This window comes from Sphingomonas sp. P4_G3, from assembly GCF_056401105.1.
Genome location: NZ_JBFUJZ010000012.1, coordinates 49719 through 71725 on the forward strand (window position 1 = coordinate 49719; position 22007 = coordinate 71725).

Sequence of the window (22007 nt, forward strand, 5' to 3'; positions counted from 1 at the left end):
CTTTGATCGAACGTGCGGGCAAGGTGGCGATAGCGGCTGTGTTCGTCGGTCGAAAACCTTGGCGCGGGGAGCGACAATAGCGTGCGACACCGTCCAGCGTGGGAGCAGCAGTGCTGTCGATTACCGAGGCGACAACCTTGCGTCCGGAGCCATTGGAGCGATAATGGAATACTTGCCAGCCGTGCCGTGCAGGTTGTTCGGGTCGCCTTGTGACGGCTGACAACCTTGCCACTACGTGGGGCTCATCAATCTCATGTATATAGGTCAGCGGGCGCTCTAGGCCGCAGCTACATTCAGCGTTCCGCCCGGCGACGGTGCCAGGAATGGCGCGGCGTCGGCAGTCGGATCGAGCCATCCTTCCCACGCCGCCGGTGCGAGCACGACGACTTGCCGGCTGTGGTACGGCGCAACATCGGGTCCGGGCTCGGTGGTCAGCATCGTGAACGCCTCCCCGGCCGAGCTCTCGCGCCAGATGCCCGCGATGGCGAAAACGCCGACATCGGGCAGCGTGAACAGCCAGCGGTCCTTGCGCTTCTGCTTCGGGTCCGCGGGCGTGGTAAATTCGTAGAAGCCGTCGGTGACGATCAGACAGCGATTGGTGCCGAACGCACGCCCTTCGGAGCGGAAGTTGTAGACCGGTTTGCCGGTCGGCCCGGGCCAGCTCCAGCGGCGCTGGACGAGTTCCCACGACGGGGCAGCGCCTAGCCGCACGATCGGCGCCATGTCGGTGATGCGAATGTCGCCCGGGCGGAAATTGGGAACGCCTTCGGGATAGGCCATTGCGCGCGCCAGTTGGGCGATCGCGGCCGGCGCTTTTTCCAGGCGGTAAAGGTTGCACATCGCCCCGTACTAGCACGGTACGCCGCCCCAACCAGTTACTGGAACAGCGGTATTTCGGGCGCGAGCGGCCATCTGCCCATCATCTTTTCAGCACCCGTGTCGCAGCAATGATCGACCAGCACCAATTCCTCGACTTGCCACAGGATCGGATCGATCGCGCGCGAAAAGGCCGCGTCGTCGCGATAGCCGAGCGTCATGTGCGGATTGAACGTCCAGCCATCGCGCGGCTCCAGCCCGGCATCGGTCACCCGCTCGCGGATCGCGCGCTGCAGCAAGGCGAGTCCGGTCGAGCGGCCATTGGGCCGGAGCGCCACCGACCGCGTCGTCCCGACCACGCGCCCCATCGACAGCAGGAACCCCGGCATGTCGATATCGTTACCCACCGCGATCAGCCGGTCGACGAGCATTTCGGGCAGGCCGATATGATCGTTGAATATCTCCATCGTGACATGGAGATGCTCGCTGCGAACCGGGCGGCCGGGACAATGAAGCCGGCGCGCCGCCTCGATCGCGGGAATGGCGTGCATCGCCGGCTTGATGGCGAAGAACAGGCGGTGAAGCGTTTGCACGAGCATAGCGGGTCCTCCGAATCGGGTTATATGTTCATGATATGTTCTTGCATCGAAGGAGTCGACTCATGACCGACACGAATGCCAATCGCGGTGCCTTCCATCATATCGACCTGAGCGTCAGCGACGTCGCCGCGGCCAGGCGCGTCTATGCGCCAATGCTCGATTTCCTCGGCTATACGATGGTCAAGGATCGGCCAGACGGCTGCGAATGGGATTTGAAGGGACGCGAGCCGTTCGGCGCCTCGCTGGGCATTCGCGTCGCGACCAACGGCGGATCGCACGACCGCTATGCGCCGGGCCTCCACCATCTCGCCTGGCGGGTCGAGAGCCGCGAGGCGGTCGACGCCGCGCATGCCCTGCTGGTCGAACACGGCATCCCGGTGCTCGATCCGCCGGCGCATTATCCCGAATATTCGGGCGATTATTATGCCGTCTTCTTCGCCGATCCCGATGGGCTTAAGCTGGAGATCGTCCACGCGCCGGGCTGGATCTGACCGGTTCGGCCAGACCGAAGGGTGAGGCGCAGCGGTTCGTTGATCCTCGCGGGGACGATACCCCAGAGGAGAAGTGACATGCGTACCAAGCTCTTTTGCGCCGCGCTGATCGGCCTGACCGCACTGACCGCCGCCGCCCCGGCCGGGGCACGGATCAACCAGCGCCAACATCGCCAGCAACAGCGCATCGCCAACGGCGTCAATTCGGGCCAGCTCAACGCCCGCGAAACCTATCGGCTCGAGCGCCGCGAAGGCCATATCGCCCGCTACGAAGCACGCAGCCGCGCCGACGGCGGCGGGCTGAGCGGTCGCGAACGCTATCGCATCGAACGGATGCAGGACCGCACCAGCCGCGCCATCTATCGCCAGAAGCACGACGCGCAGGTCCGCTGAGCTAACTCTCTAAGCCCCTCCCCTTCAGGGGAGGGGATGGGGGTGGGGGACGTCTCACAGAGTGCACCGCCTGCGGCACTGCCCCACCCCAACCCCTCCCCTGAAGGGGAGGGGCTAGCTCGCCATCTTTAGAGCGCGGCAGTCGCTCTGGACGTCAGGCGGCGGGGCGCCGTAGCGTGCGCCACGCAAAATAGAGGATCACGACCGCGACCACGGCTTGCGTCGCCAGTACGGCGGGTTCGTTGCCGAGCGGCGCCAGCGCGTGCAGCGCCGGGACCTTCTGATAGCTCTGCACCACCAGCACGACCATGTTGAGCCATTGCGCGAACAGAGCGGTCATCAGGAACACGCGCCGCCATCCGCCCGCGAGCTTGCGCCCGTACAAAGCGTAGAGCGCGATCGCGAGGACGACCAGCGACACCACGCCGAAAATGAACGGCGGTCCGATCGGCTTGGGCGGAAACAGGAAACCGGTGACGCTGGTCAGGATGGTGAAGACCAGGAACAGGCCGTTGATCAGCGACAGCCAGCGCCCGCCGGTCAAGGCGGCGAAGAAGACCAGCCCGGCGACGATGCCGATCAGGCTGATGATGACGTGCAATTCGGTAAAGGCCGGAAGCGACAGGCCGAGGATCGTGTTCATCGCGTTTCCCCAATCGATGACGATTCCAGCAGCTTAACCCAGCGCGCCCGGTTCGACGAGTCGAATCGATATCGCAACGATTCAGCGCCCCCAGACGGGGCTTCAGCCTATGTTTACCCGTTTTGGATATCCCCCCGATGTTCGAACCAAGGGGGGCAAGAGATGACCCGATCCGTCCGTCCGCTCGCGGTGCTGGCCGTCGCGCTGGCCGCCGTCATGCCCGCGGCGCCCGCCATGGCCGAGCCCAATTTCCGCATGCCGACCAGTTCCAGGATCGACCTGGTCCGCGACCTGCCCAACGAAGATCCGTTCGAGCATGACGGCCAATATTACGATCTGGGCTATCTCTATTCGACCGAGCGAGTGAACGGCGCCGACGTGGCGCGGACCGGACAGGGCTTCGTGCTCTATCACGACGATCGCTATATCAAGCTCGACCCGGAAAAGCTGAGCGCGGTCACGTTCGCACTGGGCGAGGATCCGACCAAAGACTATGTCCCGCCCGTCGCCGCCAGCCGCGGCCGGGTGGCGAGCGACGACGATAGCGCGCCGGCCGCCGGACAGCCGCTGCCCGATCGTTCGCCGACGCGGCGCGGATCGGGCGGGCTTGGCTTCGTCGCCGCGATCGTCGTGGTCGGCTTCTTCGCGATGCTGCGCTTCATGCTGCGATCGGCGTTGCGCGCCGCGCTGTCGCCGCTGTTCCGCCGCCCGGCGCGCCGGACCTTCGCCGAGGCCGATCCGTTCGAATCGCGAGTCAGCGCGCGGCTCGCCGAGCTGGAAAGCAGCGGCGGCGCCGGTCCGGCCGCCTCGACCTCGCCACCGGCCTATCAGCCGCAACCCGCGATGACCGCCCCGGCGGCGCGCGGGTTCGGCCGCAAGGGCCTGTGATCAACCAACCAGCCGGGAAATTCTCACCGATGCGCCTCCACCCCTTCTGCCTGATCGCGATCGCCGCCGCACCGCTCGCCGCCTGCGGCAATCCCAATGCCGTGTCGGTCAAGGCCGAGATCGCCAGTATCGAGCGCAAATGCTCGTACCGATCGGTGGTCGGAGAGCGGAAGGGCCGCCCGATCACCGAACGCATGGGCGAGATGCTGCCCTGCGACACGACCGACGAGTTCGAGGCGCTACGCGGGAATCCGGGCGAGCGCCGCAAGAACATCGTCGGCAAGGGCATTCTGACCGTCAGCTTCACCTCGCCCAAGGACCAGTCGTTCCAGACCGCGGAGATTAAGATCGACGGCAATGACGACGAATTCTACGCGCATCGCGGCGACGCGATCCAAGTGTGGGTGGACAAGACCGATCCGAGCAAGGCCTGGCTCTGACCTGCGGGTCGGCCGGAGTTCGAGCCGGCGGCATCGACCGGCTTGCCGAACTGGAAAACGGCGGCATCGCGGCAGCGGTTCCTGCCCCGGCGCCGACGCCGGCCTATCAGCCGCAACCCGCCACGGCCGCTCCGGCGGCGCGTGGTTTCGGCCGCAAGGGGCTGTGAGCCTGTCCCGGCTCAGCCCGCCTGCCTGAATTCCCCGACGACGATCGCGCCGCGCGAACAATCGCGAACGGATTCGGAATTGAAACGATTCCAAAATCTTATCCATAATGGGTAGAAAAGCCTGCCCGACCACTGGACAGCGAAAGTGTCTTATCCTAGCGGCACGCCTCCGGCCCGCCGTCCTGGCGGAATGCCGGTTCAACAGCAGTAAGAATTTGGGGGCAATCATGAAGAAGTTTGTCGCGCTCGCCGCATTGATGGCGTGCGTCCCGGGGGTCGCTTATGGGCAGGACAAGCCCGCCGACGCCAAGCTTTCCGGCGTTCGTCTCGAGGCGCGCATCGGTTACGAAACGCCGACCGTCAGCGATGACAGCGGCGTCTACAAGATCGGCAGCGCAGTGTCGTACGGCGGCGAAATCGGTTTCGACCTTCGTGCCAAGAACGTCACGTTCGGTCCGTACGCGGTCTATGAGGCGTCGAGCGTGTCGCTGTGCGACGGTGGCGACTGCCTGAAGGAGAACGGCAATCTGGGCGTCGGCGGCCGCATCGGCTTCGTCGTGTCACCCAAGGTCGTGATCTACGCCAAGGCAGGCTATGCCCATATCAGCTTCAAGGCGAGCAGTGGCGGCGCTTCCGCCAACGCCAACAAGGACGGCGTGCAGGGCGCGCTGGGCGTCGACGTCAACGTCACCAGGAACGTCTATCTGATGGGCGAAGTTAACTACGCCGATTACGGTAGCTTTTACGGCATCAACCTGCAGCGCCGCCACGTCGCGGCGGGCGTCGGCGTCCGCTTCTAAGCGGCGGCCGATCGGCTGAAGAAAGGGCGTTCGGCGGGTCCGGGCGCCCTTTTTCGTCTCTGCCGAAATCGAATTCAGCCCGCCTGCTTGAACTCGCCGACGACGATCGCTCCGAGATCGCGATTGAAGCTCTCGGTCGTCGCGGTGCCGTTGCCGCGCATGGTGAAGGTGCCGGCGTCGACATAGCCGCCGCTCCCGGTCGGATCCGACAATATCTTGTAGGTCATCGGACCCGACGCGCTGGTCACGGTGATCGCCGATTTGCCTCCATTGTCGGTATAAGCGACCGAAATCGCGCCGGGATCGTCGATCGCGGCGGGAACCAGCAATTGGTGGTTCTTGCCGGGGCGGAGGACGAAACTCTTGGCCTCACCCGGGTTGAGCCCGATCGTCTCGACCCCGACCCCGTCGGGCGGTGGCGGCGACGTGTTGTCCTGCGCGATCGCCGCGGCAGGCAGCAGCGCGAGGGTGAGGAACAGCAGGCGCATGGCGTGTCTCCAGCCCCCGCTCGGGGGGAGAAACGCGTTGGGGGCGGAAGGGTTCAGTGGCGTGGGATTGGGCGCGACGGCGGCCCGACAATCCTAACCGTCACCCCGGGCTCGTCCCGGGGTCCACCGTCCCACATGCCCCAGGACTCGCGGCTCCGTGGATGCCGGCACAAGGCCGGCATGACGAACTAGAGGTCAGGCCGCGTCCGCGTGCCCCTCCGCAACTGCACCAGATCCCAACGATTGCCATAAAGGTCGAGGAACACCGCCACCTTGCCATAATCGTATATCGCCGGCGGACGCACCCATTCGACCCCGGCGGCGGTAAAGGCGGCATGATCGCGATCGAAATCGTCGGTCGCCAGGAACAGGAACACCCGCCCACCGGCCTGGTCGCCGATATACTTGGCCTGATGCTCGGTCGACGCCCGCGCGAGCAGGATGGTGGTAGCATTGACCGGCGCACCGGGCGGGCGGATCGTCACCCAGCGCTTATCCTGCTCGGGCTGGTAGCTGTCCTCGACCAGGGTGAAGCCGAGTTTGCCGACGTAGAAGGCGAGCGCTTCGTCATAGTCGCGAACGACGAGAGCGATATGGGCGAGGTGTGTCTGCATTCCGCCATTTCTAGCGGCGCGCGCTGGGTAGGGCCATTGCAAATTTGTACAAATTATCGTACATGATCGACATGCAAAGTCTGAGCATCTCCGAAACTCGCGCGAACCTGAAAGCGGTGCTGGACAAGGTCGTCGCCGACAAGGCGCCGATCGCGATCACCCGCCCGAAGGGCGAAGGCGTCGTCATGGTGTCCGAAAGCGAATGGGCGTCGATCGAAGAGACACTGTATTTGTTGCAGTCGCCGGCCAACGCCAAACGCTTGCTCGACAGCGTGGCCGAGCTCGACGCCGGCAAGGGTAAAGAGCGCCAACTGATCGAGCCATGAAGCTCGTCTTCTCGTCGCGAGCCTGGGAAGATTATCTTTCGTGGCAAGGCGACGATCGCCGCGGCTTCGATCGCGTCAACGCGCTGATCAAGGAATGCCTGCGCGATCCGTTCCGGGGAACCGGCAAGCCCGAACCGCTCAGCGGCAATCTGTCAGGCTGGTGGTCGCGCCGGATCAACCGCGAGCATCGGCTGGTCTATCGGGTGAGCGGCAAGGACGAGGCGCAATCGCTCGAGATCGCGCAATGCCGGTATCATTATTGAGCAATGCGACCCCGCGGACCGGAGCGTCACCGGTTTAACGAACGAGCGAACGGGCGACGGGTAAAGTCATCGCCCGTTCGTCACTTCATCAATCGTGCTCCCGCCCCCCAGCACCCATGTACAACTCCCGCCCGGTCTCGTTGTACAGCTCGCTCATCTTCGCCATCCCGGCTTCCGCTTCCTCAGCAGCGATGAACGTCTCCGGCGCCGAGTTCTGCTTGGCCGCGAAGTCGCGCACTTCCTGGGTGATCTTCATCGAGCAGAATTTGGGTCCGCACATCGAACAGAAATGCGCGGTCTTGGCGCCTTCCGCGGGCAGGGTCTGGTCGTGGTACTGCTCCGCCGTGTCGGGATCGAGCGACAGGTTGAACTGGTCGCGCCAGCGGAATTCGAAGCGGGCGCGGCTGAGCGCGTCGTCGCGCATCTTGGCCGCCGGGTGGCCCTTGGCGAGATCGGCGGCGTGCGCGGCGAGCTTGTAGGTCACCACGCCGACCTTGACGTCATCGCGGTCGGGCAGGCCGAGATGCTCCTTGGGCGTGACGTAGCAAAGCATCGCGGTGCCGTACCAGCCGATCATCGCGGCGCCGATGCCGCTGGTGATATGGTCGTAGCCCGGCGCGATGTCGGTGGTCAGCGGCCCGAGCGTGTAGAACGGCGCCTCGCCGCACGCCTCCAGCTGCTTGTCCATATTCTCCTTGATCTTGTGCATCGGCACGTGGCCGGGGCCCTCGATCATCACCTGGACGTCCTGCGCCCAGGCGCGCTTGGTCAGCTCGCCCAGCGTGTAGAGCTCGGCGAATTGCGCTTCGTCATTGGCGTCGGCGATCGATCCCGGGCGCAGGCCATCGCCCAGTGAATAGGCGATGTCATACGCCTTCATGATCTCGGTGATCTCGTCGAACCGCTCGTAGAGGAAGCTCTCCTTGTGGTGCGACAGGCACCATTTCGCCATGATCGAGCCGCCGCGGCTGACGATGCCGGTGACGCGCTTGGCGGTCAGCGGCACGTACGGCAGGCGGACGCCGGCATGGATGGTGAAATAGTCGACGCCCTGTTCGGCTTGTTCGATCAGGGTGTCGCGGAAGATTTCCCAGGTCAGGTCCTCGGCAATGCCGCCGACCTTTTCCAGCGCCTGATAGATCGGCACGGTGCCGATCGGCACCGGCGAGTTGCGGATGATCCATTCGCGGGTGTCGTGGATGTTGCGGCCGGTCGACAGGTCCATCACCGTGTCGGCGCCCCAGCGGATCGACCAGACCATCTTGTCGACTTCGGCGGCGACGTTGGAGGCGACCGCCGAATTGCCGATATTGGCGTTGATCTTGACCAGGAAATTGCGCCCGATCGCCATCGGCTCGGATTCGGGGTGGTTGATATTGTTGGGAATGATCGCGCGGCCGCGCGCGATTTCGTCGCGGACGAACTCCGGCGTGACGTAATCGGGGATCGCGGCGCCCCAATCCTGGCCGTCGCGGACATATTCCGCCAGGCGGGCGCGGCCGAGATTCTCGCGCTCGGCGACATATTCCATTTCGGGGGTGATGATGCCCCGGCGGGCATAATGCATCTGGCTGACATTCATCCCCGGCTTGGCGCGCAAGGGTCGCTTGACCACATTGGGGAAGGGATCGACGCCGCCCGAACGGTCGGGGCCGAGCTGGCCATTATCCTCGGGTTTGAGGTGGCGCGCGTCATAGCTTTCGACGTCGCCGCGCGCCTCGATCCATTCGCGGCGCAGATTGGGCAGGCCGGCCTGGATGTCGATCCGGGCGTTCGGATCGGTATAGGGGCCCGACGTGTCGTAGACGCGCAAGGGGGGCTCGTCGCAGCTCGGGTCGAGATCGATCTCGCGCATCGCGACCTTGAGCGGACCGACATGGATCTTGCGGCTGCCCCGGATGGGGCCGGTGGTCACACCGATTTCGGTACGCGCGGGGATGTCGGCCATGCAAACTCACTCCAATGTCGGAGCGAGGACACGGATTTCGGATGAAAACCGCCCACTCCCTCCGCCGGTCTCAACCGGATCAGGTTCGACGGGTCGAGGGCTCCTGCCCTCCTCTCAAGCGCGGATCGGCGCTCCCCCGGGGATGGCGTGCACGCTAGGCGCTTGAGCGCGCGAAGGAAAGCCACTTGTTTCGATCGGAGGCGCTCGCGCGGTCCGAAGACGATGGACGACCGCGCATCGGACGGTCACCCCTAGCGCGATCCGCGAACCCTGATCTTGCCTCCAACATATCCACACGCCGCAAAGTACAACTTAATCCAGGATATGAATCGAAACCAATCGAGATTAGGATTGTTGTTGGCGGATCGGGTCGTTTTTGCGAGCATCCCCGACTGAGAGACTTGGCGCTCCCGCTCCTGGGAGATATCATGCTCGACGGCCTGCCTATCCTGATCGTCGAGGATCAGCCGCTGATTGCGCTCGAGCTATGCGAAATCGTCGAGAATTTCGATGGCCGCGTGGTGGGACCGATCGCGAGCGTGGCGGAGGCGTTGGTCCGTGTCGATCAGGAGCATATCGCCGGCGCGATCCTCGACGCCAATCTGCGCGATCGCGATGTCACCCCGCTGGCGCTCCGCCTGATCGAGCGCGGCACGCCGGTCGTCATCTATACCGGTACGGGATTGCCCGACGAGCTCGCGCGAACCCATCCCGAGCTTCCCATGATCCTGAAACCGGCACGCGCGATCACCGTGCTGGCCGTCCTGGTCGATCGCATCAGGGGCGAATAAGCCATCTATATCGCGGCCGGGTGCACCTGATCGAGATGGAGATAGGCCGGGTTGAAATCGCCGGCCTCGACCAGGCCATCCCAATCGCGCACCTCGATCCAGCGGCGCGAGCGATGGATCAGGCCGTCGGCCTGCAGCCCCTTCAGCACGCGATTGACATGTACCGAGGTCAAGCTGACCGCGTCCGAGATCCATTCCTGGCTCATCGGGATCATGAATCCGTCGGGCGTGCCGAGCTTGGCGGCCTTCAGCCGCATCGCGAATTCGCAGATCAGGTGCGCGATGCGGGCCCGCGCGTCGCGCCGGCCGATATTGGCGATCCATTCGCGGAAGATCGATCCCTCGACAAGCGTTTCGTACCACATCGCCATGCCCACCGACGGATGATCGAACGCGATCTTGCGGATCGCATCGACCGGGATCAGCGCGACGTCGCAATCGGTCAGCGTCTCGACATTGTGATCGGCGCGGCCGAGCAGCGAATTCTGCAGGTCGACCAGGTCGCCATCCATGTGCAGCGAGAAGATCTGTTTCTTGCCTTCGCGCACAATCTTGTGGCGATAAGCGAAGCCGTGGATCAACAGGCAGCTATGCTGCGGCCGGTCGCCGTCCCACACGACATAATGTCCGGCCTTGAGGCGTCGAAAGGTGACCGGGAGCGCGCGCAGCGCCGCTTCGTCCGCGTTGCTCAGCGGCGCCCAGAATTTCAGCTTGTCGATCAAGGGTTGGAGCGTCAGGCGCTCTAGGCTGGTCAAAATGGTGTGCTCCCTCAGGCGGGAGCGCTCGCAAAGTCTCTCAGCCACCGATATGCGTCTAGACGGTCGGTGATGAAGCATCCTTAGCCTAGTTTGGCATCTTGTCCTAATCCTGAATGCGAAGGCATCTTAACATAGGTGCCAATCGTCCGCCGGATCAGAACGTATAGGCCACGCCCGCACCGCCCATCCATTGGTCGCGGCTGCCGGCGATCGAGACGATCGGGGAGTCGGCGAAGTCGTTGAGCATGCGCTTGTAGCTGCCGCCCGCGAGCAGCTTGAACCCATGGAGCAGGTCGCCGGTCAGCGACACGGTGACGAAGCCGCCCGCGGTCCAGCTCTTCCACCCGGCGCGGGTGTTGAACTGGGGCAGGCCGCTGGCAAGACTGCCCGCCGCGTCGACGTCGAAATAGGCACGGCCATATTTGCGGTCGGCATGCTCGGCCGAGGCGAACAGGCCGACCGCGGCCTTGCGGCTGACCGGGGTCATGTAATTGATCGTCGGCGACCAGATCGCGCCGCGCTGGGCGCCGGTGACGCCCTTGCGATAGCTGAGCGACACCGACAATTGGTCGTACTGGCTGGTGATCACCCCGGTCTTGCCGATGCCGACAAAGCCGCCGACCTCGAGCGAGCGGTCGCGCTTGCCGAGCGCACGGACGCGGGGGTCGTCGATATACGACAGCGCCGAGCGGTTGAGGTCGAGCACCGCGATCGGGCCCGCCTGAATATCCCAATTGGGCCCGGGCTTGTTGGGGATGAGGTCGATCGAGGCGCGATTGCCGATCAGCTGGAAATTGAACCCCGAGACCGATCCGATCACCACCGGCGCGACGGAAAAGCCGGAATGATCGGCGCCTTCATAATCGGGCGTGTAGACCGCGCCGGCGCCGATCGTGACATTGTCCCTACCGGTATCGAGCTGTTCCGGCGCGGTGGGGGCCGGCGGCGCTCCAGTGTCCTGCGCGAAAGCGGGCGCGGCGAGCAACAAGGCGGGGGCAAGCAGCAAAAGACGCACAGGCAGGCTCCGATCAGGATGACGTTTGGGTAAAGCAACGCCACCCAGGCGTTTTGTGTCCATGCCCCAGATACTAAAGCATATAGCGCATCGTCACCTGTTGCGTTTCGGCAACGCCGCCCAGCGCGAATTCGGCGGCGGCGAAGCGCGGCGGGCCGAACCCGATCGGGGGATTGCGGCTGAACCCGAATCCTTCGCGCGGAATGCCCAACAAAGTGTCGAGCTTCGCGTTCGAATTCTCGTCATGGATCAGCGCGGCGGCGTAGTTGCCCGGCGGCAGATCGTCGAACCGGATGATGTGCTGACTGGCCGGGACCGATCGCGTGACGGCATGCTTGTCATCGACGCAGCCGGGAAAGTTCCTGGGCTCGGCTGTCAGGCAGATTCGGATCAGCCCGCGCGCCGAGCGCATCCCGGCGACATCGATCTCAAGGCTCCCGACCGGGGCGGCCGGACTGGCGGCCGGCGCCGTCGCCGGGAGCAGCGCGCCCAGCACCAGCAGGGCGCCGGCCTTCGCCGCGCGCGAACCCGCCGACCCCGCGGTCGGTGCCGCAGAGGCGATCCCAGAAGCGGAAATAAAGGCCATAATTGCACCTATACTCGGCGTGATGCCGTTGATGATGGCTGGCGGTGATCAGCCATGCCCCCAATGGTCCCCGCCACATGAAGCGCGGGAAGATTTCCCAGCCCATATGGTTGGTCACCCCCATAAGCGTCATGATTCCAAGCACGAAGGCCAAAGCGCCGATATGGATCGGAATCGCGAAGACGAGGGCAGGAAGGACGATCGCCCCGGTTAGTGCCTCGATCGGGTGGAACGCCATCGCCGCCCAGGCGGTCGGCGGCCGGCTGGCATGGTGGACGGCATGCGCCAGCCGGAACGGCGCCGGCCGGTGCATCCAGCGATGCGTCCAATAGAACCAGGTGTCGTGCGCCACGAGGTAGAGCAGCACCGACAGCGGCAGATACCAGAGCGGGAAGGCGTGGAGATCGCCATAGATCCGCGTCCATCCGCGGTTCTGCCACCCCCAGGCAACCACGCCCGCGGGAATGCCATAGATCGCCGCCGAGGCGAGGCTCCAGGCGATCTCGCACCGGATCTGCCTGCCGAGCCCGGCATAGAGTCCCGGCCGCACCGCACGTGTCGCTAGCGCGAAAGCGCCACTGCTGATCAGATAGCGGACGCCGACGATCAGCGTCATCGCAAGCGCGGAGAGGAGGATGGCGAGCGCGGAGGTCACGGCGCTGATCTAGGCCTTTGTCGCGCGGGCGTGAAGTTCGCCCCGCACGCCCCATCGCATGATACCAATAAAACCCCGCGCAGGATGAATTACTTGGACGGAAATTATCGTCCCATTTTCAGATGTTAATTTAACGAGTTCAATCTGGATTAAAATTGAATCGCCATAGAATGCCCTTAGCATTACTAAAGTTGCAGTTCTTTTGGTCGACTTGCTCCACCGCTATCTTCAGGAACGATAGTTATGCGAAGCATTATCCTTTTGTCCGCTGCAACCCTCGTTTCGGCATCGGCGACGCTTCGCGCGGAGCCCCCTACGCTGCCGCAAGCTCAGTCGGCGCAGCCTTGGGTGGAGCCACAGGACAGCGCCATGGCGATCTCCGATCCGGACCAATATGCCTGGAGGCTATTCGTCGCCCTGAATTGGCCGGCAAGCGCCGCGCCAGGGATAGCCGACTCGGCCAAACCGCTCGGCAGCACAGGCGACACGGTCTGGGAAAGCTGGAAGAACGCCAACGAAGTCTTTCTCGTCGACGGCGCCGACCCCGGTCCGTGGAGCGGGGGTACCAAGCCGGCGATCAGGAGTTTCCGCGAATTTGATACACGAGCGCGACAGCTACAACTCCGCGACGCCATGCTTGGTAAGCAGAAGCTGTTCTTCGATCCGCAAACGTCGCCGCAGGGAGGGAATGAGACGCGCATGAACCGCGCGGCATATGAGTTCATCACCACCAACGATCTCTTCAACCTCGACGGCCAGCGAGCACTCGCCAAAAGAGGCGACCTGACCATCACCTTCCCACCGGCCGCCAAGGAGATCAAAGCACAATGGCGGGCAATCACGGCCGCCGACAAGCCGCGCTATCATTGGACCGAGGTGCGCAACAGCGACGGCACCACCTCGATCTTTGGTCTGACCGCATTGCACGTCATTTCGAAGGATCTGCCCAATTGGTTTTGGGCGACATTCGAACATGTCGACAATCCCACCCTGCCCAACAACGCGAAATGGGAATTGCCATCCAACGATACCTTCGGTTGCAAGGGACAAAAGCCCGATTGCAACAGGGTGCCCGCCGGAATGGGCCTCGAGGGAACTGCGTGGGCGAATTATCGCTTGCGCGGTACGCAAGTCGACTTTGCGACCTCTCGAGGAGGGGCCACATTGCTCGCGAATTCACAGCCCGAGGGACCGTTTCAAAAAACGTCATCATGCATCACCTGCCATTCACGGGCGACGGTTGCGGCTACGGGAAGGGCGCTCGACATCTTCAAGCCGAATGGCGACGGCTATGTCGGACCGGTCGATCCCACTTGGTTCAAACAGCCCAATGGATCGTCGAAATACGTCCAGTTCGACTTCGTCTGGTCGTTGACTCGCGCGCAACCGAAGGCGATGAAGAAATGACCCTTTCTTATACTGCGGATATCAAGCCGCTGTTCACGCCGAACGACATCAATTGCATGAACGGACACGGCGTGTTCCTCGGCAATGTCGGCTATATGACCGATCCCGATGGGGATGATGGTTATGCCGACCACGCCAATGCTCGGTCGGTGCACGATCATCTGACCGGTGTCGCCCCGCCGCGCATGCCGCCGGGCCAGCCGTGGAGCGCCGATCGCATCGCACAGTACAAGCAATGGATGGATGACGGCTTCGCACCCTAGTCAAGCGCCGCGACGGCCAGGACGTTGCTACCCGCCCGCCTGCCACGTCCGGACCGCGTCGATCGGCCAGGCGAGCATCAGTACGTTGAGCGTCAAATTGTCGCGGATCACCGCCAGGGCGAGCAGCTCGAAGAAGATCGCCAGCGCGACCGTCGCCCATGGCGGCAACCGCCGCGCGATCGCGAAGCCGATCATCATCATGACGATGTCGCTCATCGAATTGAGGATAGAATCCCCCGAATAACCCACCGCGATAGTCGCGGCGCGATAGCGGTCGATGATGATCGGCGAATTTTCGAGCAATTCCCAGCCGCCCTCGATCAGCACCGCGAGCGGCAGCGCCCAGAGGCGCAGTCGGCCGGGCAGGATCGACCAGAGCAATCCGTAGAACAGGAAGCCGTGGATGATGTGGCTGAGCGAATACCAGTCGCTGAGTTGCTGGCTGGTCTCCGGACTGTTGGGATCGCCGGCCCATAGAGCGATATGGCCGCACGGACAGAGTGGCGGGCGGCCCCAGGCTATTTCGATCGCGGCGAACAGGGCGATGGCGCCGATGGCGGCGACCAAGGCGCGGCGATCGACGGTGAGAGGCTGGCGGATCACCTCCCGACGCTAGGCGAAGGATCGACGGCCGTCACCCGGGATCAATTCCCCTCCCGCAAGCGGGAGGGGAGACTTGCCGTCACCCGGCGATCAAATCCACGCAATCCGCCGCCAGCGCCTCGAGTTCCTCGCGTGTCGCGCCGGCGCGGGCACGCACGCTGAGCGAATGGATCACCGAGGTCGCCAACCGCGCATGCGCCGCGGCGAGCGGATCGCCACGCGCGGCCAGCAATTGCTCGATCTTGCCGTCCTCCAGCTTGACGAAGGCCGCCAGCCGGGCGCGAATCTCGGCATCGTCGACCGCGCTGGTGGCGGAGGTCGATACCATGATGCAGCCCGACGGCCCGGTCTCCCCGGTCAGGAAGCCCTCGATCACGGCGCGGAACATCACCTTCAGGCTGGGCTTGAGCGGCAGATCGGCCGCGATCAACTGATCGAAAGCAGCCCCGGCGCGCTCGATCGTGCGCTCGAGCGTCGCCAGATAGAGCGCGCGCTTGTCGCCGAACGCGGCGTAGAGGCTGGGGCGCTGCAGTCCGGTCGCGTCGACCAGATCGTCGAGCGAGGTGCCGGCATAACCGCGCGTGCGAAAGCGCTCGGTGGCGGCGCCCAGCACCTCCCCGGTATCGAAGCCGCGCGGCCGGCCACGCCGCCGCGGTGTCGTGTCTGATTTTTGTACCAACTCGCAAACAATCCTTGACGCGAGATACATTTATGCGGATTAGTACAAAAATAAACAAGCCCCAGGAGGACTGTCATGAAACTCTATTTCATCCCGTTCGCGTGCAGCCTGGCAACTCGCATCGCGATCAATGAAGCCGAATTGGATGCCGATTTCGTGCAGGTCGTGCCGGACGGTGCGTTGCCCGATGGCCGCGCCTTCACCGATATCAGCCCGATGGGCTATGTCCCGGCGATGGAAGCGGGCAGCGTGACCCTGACCGAGGGGCCGGCGGTACTAACCTATATCGCCGATCTCGCCGCCGAGGGCGTGCTGGCGCCGCCGCCTTATACGCGCGAGCGCTATGAGCTGACCAAATGGCTCAACTTCATCTCGACCGAGATCCACAAGGGCGTGTTCGCGCCGTTGATGTCGCGGCACTCGACCGAGGGTGCGCGCGACTGGTCGCGGCAGCTGGTCGAGAAGAGGTTCGGCCTGCTCGAAACGCATCTGACCGGGCGTAACTATCTGCTCGACAGCTTTTCGGTCGCCGACGCCTATCTGCTCGCGGTGCTCAACTGGACCGAATATGCCGGGCTGAGCCTCGATGGCTGGCCAGTGCTGAAGGCGTGGCGCGCCGCGATGCGCGCGCGGCCGTCGGTCGCCGCGGCGATGGCGACCGAGATGCCGCTGCGCCAGGCGGCCTGATCGCCTGTTTGGAAATGCGCCCAGGCGCATTTCGCGGTGCCGGCCCGCATTGGGTGAACAGCGCCCCGCGCTGTTCAGGCCATGYCGGGAGCATGGCCGACCCAATGCGCCCCCACCCGACCTCCCATAGGATATCCTGATTGGGAGGTCGGGTGGGGGAGCGGGCCGGGGCCGCCTTAAAACTCGCTCTACCGCGAGTTTTCAAACGGTCCCTGAGGACGATCTTTCCACAGGGGATTCGTCCGCAGGGCTCAAACGTCTCGTTCCATGGGTTGCGCTCCCGACCAAAACGGGTAGCGATTCGTCATGGCAGGCCAAGTTGACTGTGACCTTGCGATTGTCGGCGGAGGATTGGCGGGCGGCCTGATCGCGCTCGCGCTGCGCAGGAAGCGTCCCGACCTCGACCTCAGGCTGATCGAGGCGAGCCCGCAGATCGGCGGCGACCATGTCTGGTCGTTCTTCGAGCGTGACGTCGCGAAAGAGGATCGCTGGCTCGCCGCACCGCTCGTTTCCTATGGCTGGCGCGGTTACGAGGTCGCCTTTCCGGCGCATGCCCGGACGCTTCCGACCAGTTATTATTCGATCGAGTCCGAACGTTTCGACCGCGTGGTGCGCGCGAGTCTCGCGCCGGGCCAGCTGATCGCGCAGAAAGCGCTGGCCGTCGGCACCACCGCGGTGGTGCTGGCGGACGGCGACCGGGTCGAGGCCAAAGGGATTATCGATGCGCGCGGCCCGGGCGACATGTCGTCGCTCGACCTCGGCTGGCAGAAATTCGTCGGGCGCGAATTGCTGCTGAGCGAACCGCATGAGGTGACGCGGCCGACGATCATGGATGCGACGGTCGAGCAGATCGATGGCTATCGCTTCGTCTATTCTTTGCCCTTCACCGCGACGCGGATGTTCGTCGAGGACACTTATTACAGCGACACGCCGGCGATCGATCACGACGCTTTGGTCGACCGCATCCAGGAATATGCGCTTGGCCGCGGCTGGGTGACGGAGGCGGTATCGCGCGAGGAAAGCGGGGCGTTGCCGGTCGCGATCGGCGGCGATTTCGAAGCCTTCTGGCGCGCCGGCGGGGTCAGGGTGCCCAAGGCGGGCCTGCGCGCCGGGCTGTTCCACCCGACCACCGGCTATTCGCTGCCCGATGCGGTGCGGCTGGCGGCGCGGATCGCCACGGTGAGCGATCTGTCGACCCCGGCTTTGTACGATCTGACCTATGGCATGGCGAGCGGCGCCTGGGCCGACCGCGCGTTTTACCGTACGCTCGACGCGATGCTGTTCCGCGCCGCCGAACCCGAAGAGCGTTACCGCATTCTCGAACGCTTTTACCGGCTGGGTCCGGGCCTTATAGGACGGTTCTATGCCGGACGATCGAGCGTGATGGACAAGGCCCGCATCCTGACCGGCAAGCCGCCGGTGCCGGTCGGTCGCGCGATCGCGGCGATCCGCAGGCAGCACGCATGAAGCGCGCGATCGTCGTCGGCGCCGGCTTCGGCGGCCTCGCCCTCGCCATCCGGCTGCAATCGGCCGGGGTCGAGACGGTCATCATCGAAGCGCGCGACAAGCCCGGCGGCCGCGCCTATTTCTGGGAGAAGGATGGGTTCACCTTCGACGCCGGGCCGACCGTCATCACCGATCCGGCGGCGCTGCGCGAATTATGGGGTCTGACCGGGCAGGACATCGCAACCGATGTCGATCTGATGCCGGTGATGCCTTTCTATCGGCTCAACTGGCGCGACGGCACCAGCTTCGATTATTCGAACGACGACGCCCAACTCCATGCCGAGATCGCCCGGCTCAACACCGACGACGTCGCCGGCTATCGGCGGTTCCTCGATTATTCGGGCCATGTTTATCACGAGGGCTATGAGAAGCTCGGCTCGACCGCGTTCCTCGATTTCGGCCAGATGGTCGCCGCCGCGCCCGCACTGATGCGCTATCAGGCGTGGCGATCGGTCTATTCGATCGTCTCGGGCTTCGTGAAGAACGAGAAACTGCGCCAGGCGCTCAGCTTCCACACCTTGCTGGTCGGCGGCAATCCGATGACAACCAGCGCGCTCTATGCGCTGATCCACAAGCTCGAACGCGACGGCGGCGTGTGGTTCGCGCGCGGCGGGACCAACAAACTGGTCGCGGGCATGGTTGCCTTGTTCGAGCGGCTGGGCGGAACCTTGCGGCTCGGCGATCCGGTGGTGAGGATCGCGACGTTGGGCGACCACGCGACCGGCGTCACCACCGCGAGCGGCTGGTCGGGCGAGGCCGACGCGGTCGCGACCAATGCCGATGTGATGCATTCCTATCGCGACTTGCTGGCGGGATCGCGCAGCGCGCAACGCAGCGTCGGCCGGCTCGAGCGCAAGCGCTGGTCGCCCTCGGTGTTCGTCGTCCATTTCGGCATCACGGGCAGCTGGCCCGGCATCCCGCACCACATGATCCTGTTCGGCCCGCGTTATCGCGAATTGCTCGCCGACATTTACGACCATGGCGTGCTGGCCGAGGATTTCTCGCTCTATCTCCACCACCCGACCGTGACCGATCCGACGATGGCGCCGGAGGGGCATTCGACCTTCTACGCGCTCGCCCCGGTCCCGCATCTCGGCAAGTTCCCGGTCGACTGGGCGGAGATCGGACCGATCCTGGAAAAGCGCATCCTCGATGAGATCGGCGCGCGGCTGATCCCCGACATTCACGAGCGGATCGTCACCAAGTTCAGCTACGCCCCGTCGGACTTCGCGCACGACCTCAACGCGCATCTCGGCAGCGCCTTCAGCCTTGAGCCGATCCTGACCCAGTCCGCCTATTTCCGCGTCCATAACCGCGACGCGAATATCCCCAACCTCTATTTCGTCGGCGCCGGCACGCATCCCGGCGCGGGCATTCCCGGCGTGGTGATGAGCGCCAAGGCGACCGCCAAATTGATGCTGGAGCAGAAATGAGTTTTATCGAAAAAATCCTCCCCACTTGTGGGGAGGGGGACCGCGCGACGAAGTCGCGTGGTGGAGGGGGATATCCTCCCCGGAATCCCTTGTGGCCCGCCCCCTCCACCAAGTCGCTGCGCGCCTTGGTCCCCCTCCCCGTAAACGGGGAGGATCTATGAACCGCCTCGCCGTTTACTGCGGCTCCGCTTCCCCAAGCGATCCGCGTTACGTCGACAATGCCCGCGAGGTCGGCCGCACGCTCGCCGAGCGCGGGATCGGTGTCGTCTATGGCGGGGGGCGGCTCGGGCTGATGGGCGCGATCGCTGACAGCGCGCTGGCCGCGGGCGGCGAGGTGATCGGGATCATTCCCGAAGCCCTGGTCGCCGCCGAGGTCGCGCATAAGGGCCTGACCGAGCTCCATGTCGTCGGCACGATGCACCAGAGGAAGCAGGCGTTCACCGATCTGTCCGACGGCTTCGTCACCTTGCCTGGCGGGACGGGCACGATGGACGAATTGTGGGAAGCGTTGAGCTGGGCGCAGATCGGCTATCACGCCAAGCCGGTCGGGCTGATCAATCTCGACGGCTATTATGACGGGCTGATCGAATTCTGGGAGACGATGGCACGGGTCGGCTTCGTCCGGCCGCAGCATCAGGGACTGCTGATCGTCGCGGACACATTGGGCGACTTGCTCGACAAGATGGCCGCTTTCCAGCCAGCCACCACGATCGGACAGATCGGCGCGAAGGACCTGTGAGCGCCCGATCCTTCGTTCGACGCGACCGGATGGAAATGTGAGCGCGAGCGGCGATCTTCCCAGCCGCGCGGCGATCGTCGCCACGGCGCACGAAGCAATCGCCCGCGGATCGAAGAGTTTCGCCGCCGCCTCCTTGCTGTTCGACCGCAAGACCCGCGAGCATGCCTGGCTGCTCTACGCCTGGTGCCGGCGCTGCGACGACCTCGCCGACGGACAGGAATTTGGCCGTGATTTGTCCGCCGTCCCCGATCCCGCGGCGCGGCTCGCGCTGATTCGCCGGCTGACCGACGCCGCGCTGGCCGGCGAGACAGTCGGCGATCCGGCGTTCGACGCGCTCCGCATCGTCGCGGCGGAAACGCGGCTGCCGCACCGTTTCGCGCATGATCTGATCGAGGGCTTTCGGCTCGACCTCGAGGAGTGGGGACCGCGCAGCGAAAACGATCTCTATCGATATTGCTATCACGTCGCCGGCGCGGTCGGCTGCATGATGGCGATCGCGATGGGGGTGTCGCCCGACGACGAGGACACGCTCGACCGCGCCTGCGACCTCGGCATGGCGTTCCAGCTGTCCAATATCGCGCGCGATATCGAAGAGGATGACCGCGGCGGGCGCTGTTACCTGCCCGAGGAATGGCTGGTCGAGATGGACATGCCGCCCGGCCAGCATATGAAGCCGCCCTTCCGCCCCCGTCTGACGGTCCTGGCGCGGCGCCTGGTCGAGCGCGCGGCGGCGTTCGAGGCGAGCGCGCGCGTCGGCACGCGGCGGCTCGGCCTTCGATCGGCCTGGGCCGTGCTGGCGGCAGCAGGCATCTATGGCGCGATCGGGCGCGAAGTGGTCGCGCGCGGCGACCATGCCTGGGACCATCGCGCCGGCACCTCGGCCGCCGCCAAGATCGGTTGGATCGCGCGGGCGCTCGGTCAGGCCGTGCAGCGCAACCGGCTCTATCCCGCGGCGCCGCGCGATCCGGATTTGTGGGCGCGGCCACGTGGTTAGCGGTGCGTAAAGGGTGTCCGGTCAGGACTCTGCAAGCCGGGCAGCCTAACTTACCCAATATGACCCTGTTGTCCGTAAAGTTCGCGCGTACCCTGCAGCGTGGCCGCGCCGAGCCGGCACCGCCGCCGACGCGCGCGGGGCTGTTGCTGACCTTGCTCAGGAAGCGCGCCGCCGCGCACAATGTCGGTGCCGATGATCTCGAGGCCATGCTGCGCGACCAGATCCGCTGGTCGCTGCCGATCCGCCGCGGTGCGGACGTGGAATTAGCTGATTAAGGGATCGCCCGGCCGCGCGCGGTGAAAATGCCACTCGGCGAGCCACATACCGGCGATGGGCAGGATCAGGGTGGCACCCTGTAACCACAAAGGTTGGGTCAGCTGGGTCAGGTTCCAGACGCCGTCGGCGACCAGTACGAGAGCGACGATCCATCCGCCGGGCCGCCATTGGCCGATCCGCAGCGCCGCAAACGCGCCAACCAGACCGGCGAGCAGCCAGCCCGCGGCGATGATCGCCTGGCCGGCGAGCGGCATCGCCATGACGAAGCGCGCAAGCATCTCCCGGTCGCTGGCGTCGGCCGGGATCGCGGCGGGGAACCAGCGTTCGGCGAGCTCCCACGCACCATCGATCAGCGCGATGGCGAGCACCAGCCCGATAATGGTCCCGATAATCCTGCGCATGATGTCCCCTGGCCTATGCCTGGGCCATCATTACCGGTGCGGTGAAGTCCGCGCCAGCTTAGCTGCGGCGCGCTTGCGCCTTGCTATTGTCCGCCATCGACTGGCCGACCTGGCGGCACGCCGCGGTGATGGTCGGATAGTCGATATCGGTGTTGCGGATCAGCGCCGCCGGCATCGCTGCCCGGCATTGCGCCGCGCTATAATAACGGACCGGCTCGATCCGCTGCTGCGCGCATTGCGTCTGGCCATCGCCGCAGCCCATGATCGCGATGACGTAGAATACAGAACCCATGCCTTCCTCCGTCGCGCCTATAATCCCTGGCGCATGACGACGGTTC

General features: G+C 64.7%; 30 protein-coding genes and 1 riboswitch. Of the genes, 16 read left to right on the forward strand and 14 right to left on the reverse strand.

Annotation, left to right across the window (positions count from 1 at the left end; translation table 11 throughout):
- Window positions 1-276: 276 nt before the first annotated feature.
- Both AC1DQQ_RS20330 and AC1DQQ_RS20335 read right to left on the reverse strand, forming a co-directional pair.
- Window positions 277-840 carry an SOS response-associated peptidase gene (locus AC1DQQ_RS20330; protein WP_478046591.1) on the reverse strand — a complete coding sequence of 188 codons (564 nt, stop codon included), beginning with the start codon at window positions 838-840 and terminating at the stop codon, window positions 277-279.
- Window positions 841-875: 35 nt separating this feature from the next.
- On the reverse strand, window positions 876-1415 hold the full coding sequence (locus tag AC1DQQ_RS20335) for a 2'-5' RNA ligase family protein (RefSeq protein ID WP_478046592.1): 540 nt from the start codon (window positions 1413-1415) through the stop codon (window positions 876-878).
- 62 nt (window positions 1416-1477) lie between these two features.
- Between AC1DQQ_RS20335 and AC1DQQ_RS20340 the strand changes: the two genes are divergently transcribed.
- Both AC1DQQ_RS20340 and AC1DQQ_RS20345 read left to right on the forward strand, forming a co-directional pair.
- Window positions 1478-1906 carry a VOC family protein gene (locus AC1DQQ_RS20340; RefSeq protein WP_478046593.1) on the forward strand — a complete coding sequence of 143 codons (429 nt, stop codon included), beginning with the start codon at window positions 1478-1480 and terminating at the stop codon, window positions 1904-1906.
- 78 nt (window positions 1907-1984) lie between these two features.
- Entirely contained in the window at window positions 1985-2299 is a 315-nt protein-coding gene (locus AC1DQQ_RS20345; RefSeq protein ID WP_478046594.1) for a hypothetical protein, read from the forward strand.
- 154 nt (window positions 2300-2453) lie between these two features.
- On the opposite strand, the gene AC1DQQ_RS20350 is transcribed toward AC1DQQ_RS20345, so the two are convergent.
- The gene (locus tag AC1DQQ_RS20350) at window positions 2454-2942 is read right to left on the reverse strand and encodes a hypothetical protein (protein WP_478032404.1); all 489 of its coding nucleotides are present in this window, start codon (window positions 2940-2942) and stop codon (window positions 2454-2456) included.
- Between the two features lie 162 nt (window positions 2943-3104).
- Between AC1DQQ_RS20350 and AC1DQQ_RS20355 the strand changes: the two genes are divergently transcribed.
- The 3 genes from AC1DQQ_RS20355 to AC1DQQ_RS20365 all read left to right on the forward strand — a co-directional run bounded on the left by AC1DQQ_RS20355 (window position 3105) and on the right by AC1DQQ_RS20365 (window position 5237).
- Window positions 3105-3830 carry a hypothetical protein gene (locus AC1DQQ_RS20355; protein ID WP_478032403.1) on the forward strand — a complete coding sequence of 242 codons (726 nt, stop codon included), beginning with the start codon at window positions 3105-3107 and terminating at the stop codon, window positions 3828-3830.
- Window positions 3831-3859: 29 nt separating this feature from the next.
- On the forward strand, window positions 3860-4270 hold the full coding sequence (locus AC1DQQ_RS20360) for a hypothetical protein (protein ID WP_478032402.1): 411 nt from the start codon (window positions 3860-3862) through the stop codon (window positions 4268-4270).
- A gap of 394 nt (window positions 4271-4664) precedes the next feature.
- Window positions 4665-5237, forward strand: coding sequence for an outer membrane protein (locus AC1DQQ_RS20365; protein ID WP_478032400.1), 573 nt, complete (start codon window positions 4665-4667; stop codon window positions 5235-5237).
- Between the two features lie 74 nt (window positions 5238-5311).
- Here the strand turns inward: AC1DQQ_RS20365 and AC1DQQ_RS20370 are convergent, their stop codons facing one another.
- On the reverse strand, window positions 5312-5725 hold the full coding sequence (locus tag AC1DQQ_RS20370; protein WP_478032399.1) for a hypothetical protein: 414 nt from the start codon (window positions 5723-5725) through the stop codon (window positions 5312-5314).
- 188 nt (window positions 5726-5913) lie between these two features.
- Window positions 5914-6339 carry a VOC family protein gene (locus tag AC1DQQ_RS20375; RefSeq protein ID WP_478032398.1) on the reverse strand — a complete coding sequence of 142 codons (426 nt, stop codon included), beginning with the start codon at window positions 6337-6339 and terminating at the stop codon, window positions 5914-5916.
- Window positions 6340-6401: 62 nt separating this feature from the next.
- Between AC1DQQ_RS20375 and AC1DQQ_RS20380 the strand changes: the two genes are divergently transcribed.
- Both AC1DQQ_RS20380 and AC1DQQ_RS20385 read left to right on the forward strand, forming a co-directional pair.
- Window positions 6402-6665 (forward strand): type II toxin-antitoxin system Phd/YefM family antitoxin, encoded by a 264-nt coding sequence (locus AC1DQQ_RS20380; RefSeq protein WP_478032397.1) that lies wholly within the window; start codon window positions 6402-6404, stop codon window positions 6663-6665.
- A complete protein-coding gene (locus AC1DQQ_RS20385; RefSeq protein WP_478032396.1) occupies window positions 6662-6928 on the forward strand; it encodes a Txe/YoeB family addiction module toxin in 267 nt (88 codons plus the stop codon). Before AC1DQQ_RS20380 ends, AC1DQQ_RS20385 begins: the two co-directional genes overlap by 4 nt.
- A gap of 88 nt (window positions 6929-7016) precedes the next feature.
- Here the strand turns inward: AC1DQQ_RS20385 and thiC are convergent, their stop codons facing one another.
- Window positions 7017-8876, reverse strand: a complete 1860-nt coding sequence (gene thiC, locus AC1DQQ_RS20390; protein WP_478032394.1) for a phosphomethylpyrimidine synthase ThiC — start codon at window positions 8874-8876, stop codon at window positions 7017-7019.
- Window positions 8877-8914: 38 nt separating this feature from the next.
- Window positions 8915-9025: riboswitch (TPP riboswitch) on the reverse strand.
- 279 nt (window positions 9026-9304) lie between these two features.
- On the opposite strand from thiC, the gene AC1DQQ_RS20395 reads away from it, so the two are divergent.
- The gene (locus AC1DQQ_RS20395; protein WP_478032393.1) at window positions 9305-9667 is read left to right on the forward strand and encodes a response regulator; all 363 of its coding nucleotides are present in this window, start codon (window positions 9305-9307) and stop codon (window positions 9665-9667) included.
- Between the two features lie 5 nt (window positions 9668-9672).
- Here the strand turns inward: AC1DQQ_RS20395 and AC1DQQ_RS20400 are convergent, their stop codons facing one another.
- From AC1DQQ_RS20400 to AC1DQQ_RS20415, 4 genes are all read right to left on the reverse strand, one after another.
- Window positions 9673-10422 carry a Crp/Fnr family transcriptional regulator gene (locus AC1DQQ_RS20400; protein ID WP_478032391.1) on the reverse strand — a complete coding sequence of 250 codons (750 nt, stop codon included), beginning with the start codon at window positions 10420-10422 and terminating at the stop codon, window positions 9673-9675.
- A gap of 157 nt (window positions 10423-10579) precedes the next feature.
- Window positions 10580-11440 carry a MipA/OmpV family protein gene (locus AC1DQQ_RS20405; protein WP_478046595.1) on the reverse strand — a complete coding sequence of 287 codons (861 nt, stop codon included), beginning with the start codon at window positions 11438-11440 and terminating at the stop codon, window positions 10580-10582.
- 73 nt (window positions 11441-11513) lie between these two features.
- Complete coding sequence (locus AC1DQQ_RS20410) at window positions 11514-11936, reverse strand: DUF2141 domain-containing protein (RefSeq protein ID WP_478041321.1); 423 nt, start codon at window positions 11934-11936, stop codon at window positions 11514-11516.
- Window positions 11869-12642 (reverse strand): sterol desaturase family protein, encoded by a 774-nt coding sequence (locus AC1DQQ_RS20415; protein WP_478032542.1) that lies wholly within the window; start codon window positions 12640-12642, stop codon window positions 11869-11871. The genes AC1DQQ_RS20410 and AC1DQQ_RS20415 overlap by 68 nt, the downstream gene beginning before the upstream one ends.
- 282 nt (window positions 12643-12924) lie before the next feature.
- Here AC1DQQ_RS20415 and AC1DQQ_RS20420 point away from each other — a divergent pair, with 282 nt between their 5' ends.
- Both AC1DQQ_RS20420 and AC1DQQ_RS20425 read left to right on the forward strand, forming a co-directional pair.
- The gene (locus AC1DQQ_RS20420; RefSeq protein WP_478032387.1) at window positions 12925-14088 is read left to right on the forward strand and encodes a hypothetical protein; all 1164 of its coding nucleotides are present in this window, start codon (window positions 12925-12927) and stop codon (window positions 14086-14088) included.
- Window positions 14085-14351: a hypothetical protein gene (locus AC1DQQ_RS20425; RefSeq protein ID WP_478032386.1), complete on the forward strand. Its 267-nt coding sequence runs from the start codon at window positions 14085-14087 to the stop codon at window positions 14349-14351. Before AC1DQQ_RS20420 ends, AC1DQQ_RS20425 begins: the two co-directional genes overlap by 4 nt.
- Window positions 14352-14378: 27 nt before the next feature.
- On the opposite strand, the gene AC1DQQ_RS20430 is transcribed toward AC1DQQ_RS20425, so the two are convergent.
- Together AC1DQQ_RS20430 and AC1DQQ_RS20435 are read right to left on the reverse strand one after the other, a co-directional pair.
- Complete coding sequence (locus tag AC1DQQ_RS20430; RefSeq protein WP_478046620.1) at window positions 14379-14951, reverse strand: DUF2585 domain-containing protein; 573 nt, start codon at window positions 14949-14951, stop codon at window positions 14379-14381.
- 82 nt (window positions 14952-15033) lie between these two features.
- Complete coding sequence (locus tag AC1DQQ_RS20435) at window positions 15034-15633, reverse strand: TetR/AcrR family transcriptional regulator (protein WP_478046596.1); 600 nt, start codon at window positions 15631-15633, stop codon at window positions 15034-15036.
- A 75-nt stretch (window positions 15634-15708) separates the two neighbouring features.
- Between AC1DQQ_RS20435 and AC1DQQ_RS20440 the strand changes: the two genes are divergently transcribed.
- The 6 genes from AC1DQQ_RS20440 (at window position 15709) to AC1DQQ_RS20465 (ending at window position 21267) form a co-directional block, all read left to right on the forward strand.
- Window positions 15709-16320 (forward strand): glutathione binding-like protein, encoded by a 612-nt coding sequence (locus AC1DQQ_RS20440; RefSeq protein WP_478046597.1) that lies wholly within the window; start codon window positions 15709-15711, stop codon window positions 16318-16320.
- Window positions 16321-16626: 306 nt separating this feature from the next.
- A complete protein-coding gene (gene crtY, locus AC1DQQ_RS20445) occupies window positions 16627-17787 on the forward strand; it encodes a lycopene beta-cyclase CrtY (RefSeq protein WP_478046598.1) in 1161 nt (386 codons plus the stop codon).
- On the forward strand, window positions 17784-19259 hold the full coding sequence (locus AC1DQQ_RS20450; protein ID WP_478046599.1) for a phytoene desaturase: 1476 nt from the start codon (window positions 17784-17786) through the stop codon (window positions 19257-19259). The genes crtY and AC1DQQ_RS20450 overlap by 4 nt, the downstream gene beginning before the upstream one ends.
- A gap of 157 nt (window positions 19260-19416) precedes the next feature.
- The gene (locus AC1DQQ_RS20455; protein ID WP_478046600.1) at window positions 19417-19998 is read left to right on the forward strand and encodes an LOG family protein; all 582 of its coding nucleotides are present in this window, start codon (window positions 19417-19419) and stop codon (window positions 19996-19998) included.
- 37 nt (window positions 19999-20035) lie between these two features.
- Window positions 20036-20992 carry a phytoene/squalene synthase family protein gene (locus AC1DQQ_RS20460; RefSeq protein ID WP_478046601.1) on the forward strand — a complete coding sequence of 319 codons (957 nt, stop codon included), beginning with the start codon at window positions 20036-20038 and terminating at the stop codon, window positions 20990-20992.
- A 59-nt stretch (window positions 20993-21051) separates the two neighbouring features.
- Entirely contained in the window at window positions 21052-21267 is a 216-nt protein-coding gene (locus AC1DQQ_RS20465; protein ID WP_478032378.1) for a hypothetical protein, read from the forward strand.
- Here the strand turns inward: AC1DQQ_RS20465 and AC1DQQ_RS20470 are convergent.
- Together AC1DQQ_RS20470 and AC1DQQ_RS20475 are read right to left on the reverse strand one after the other, a co-directional pair.
- The gene (locus AC1DQQ_RS20470; protein ID WP_478032377.1) at window positions 21256-21669 is read right to left on the reverse strand and encodes a hypothetical protein; all 414 of its coding nucleotides are present in this window, start codon (window positions 21667-21669) and stop codon (window positions 21256-21258) included. The two genes, AC1DQQ_RS20465 and AC1DQQ_RS20470, sit on opposite strands and share 12 nt — an antisense overlap.
- Before the next feature lie 58 nt (window positions 21670-21727).
- On the reverse strand, window positions 21728-21961 hold the full coding sequence (locus AC1DQQ_RS20475) for a hypothetical protein (protein ID WP_066827762.1): 234 nt from the start codon (window positions 21959-21961) through the stop codon (window positions 21728-21730).
- Window positions 21962-22007 lie beyond the last annotated feature (46 nt).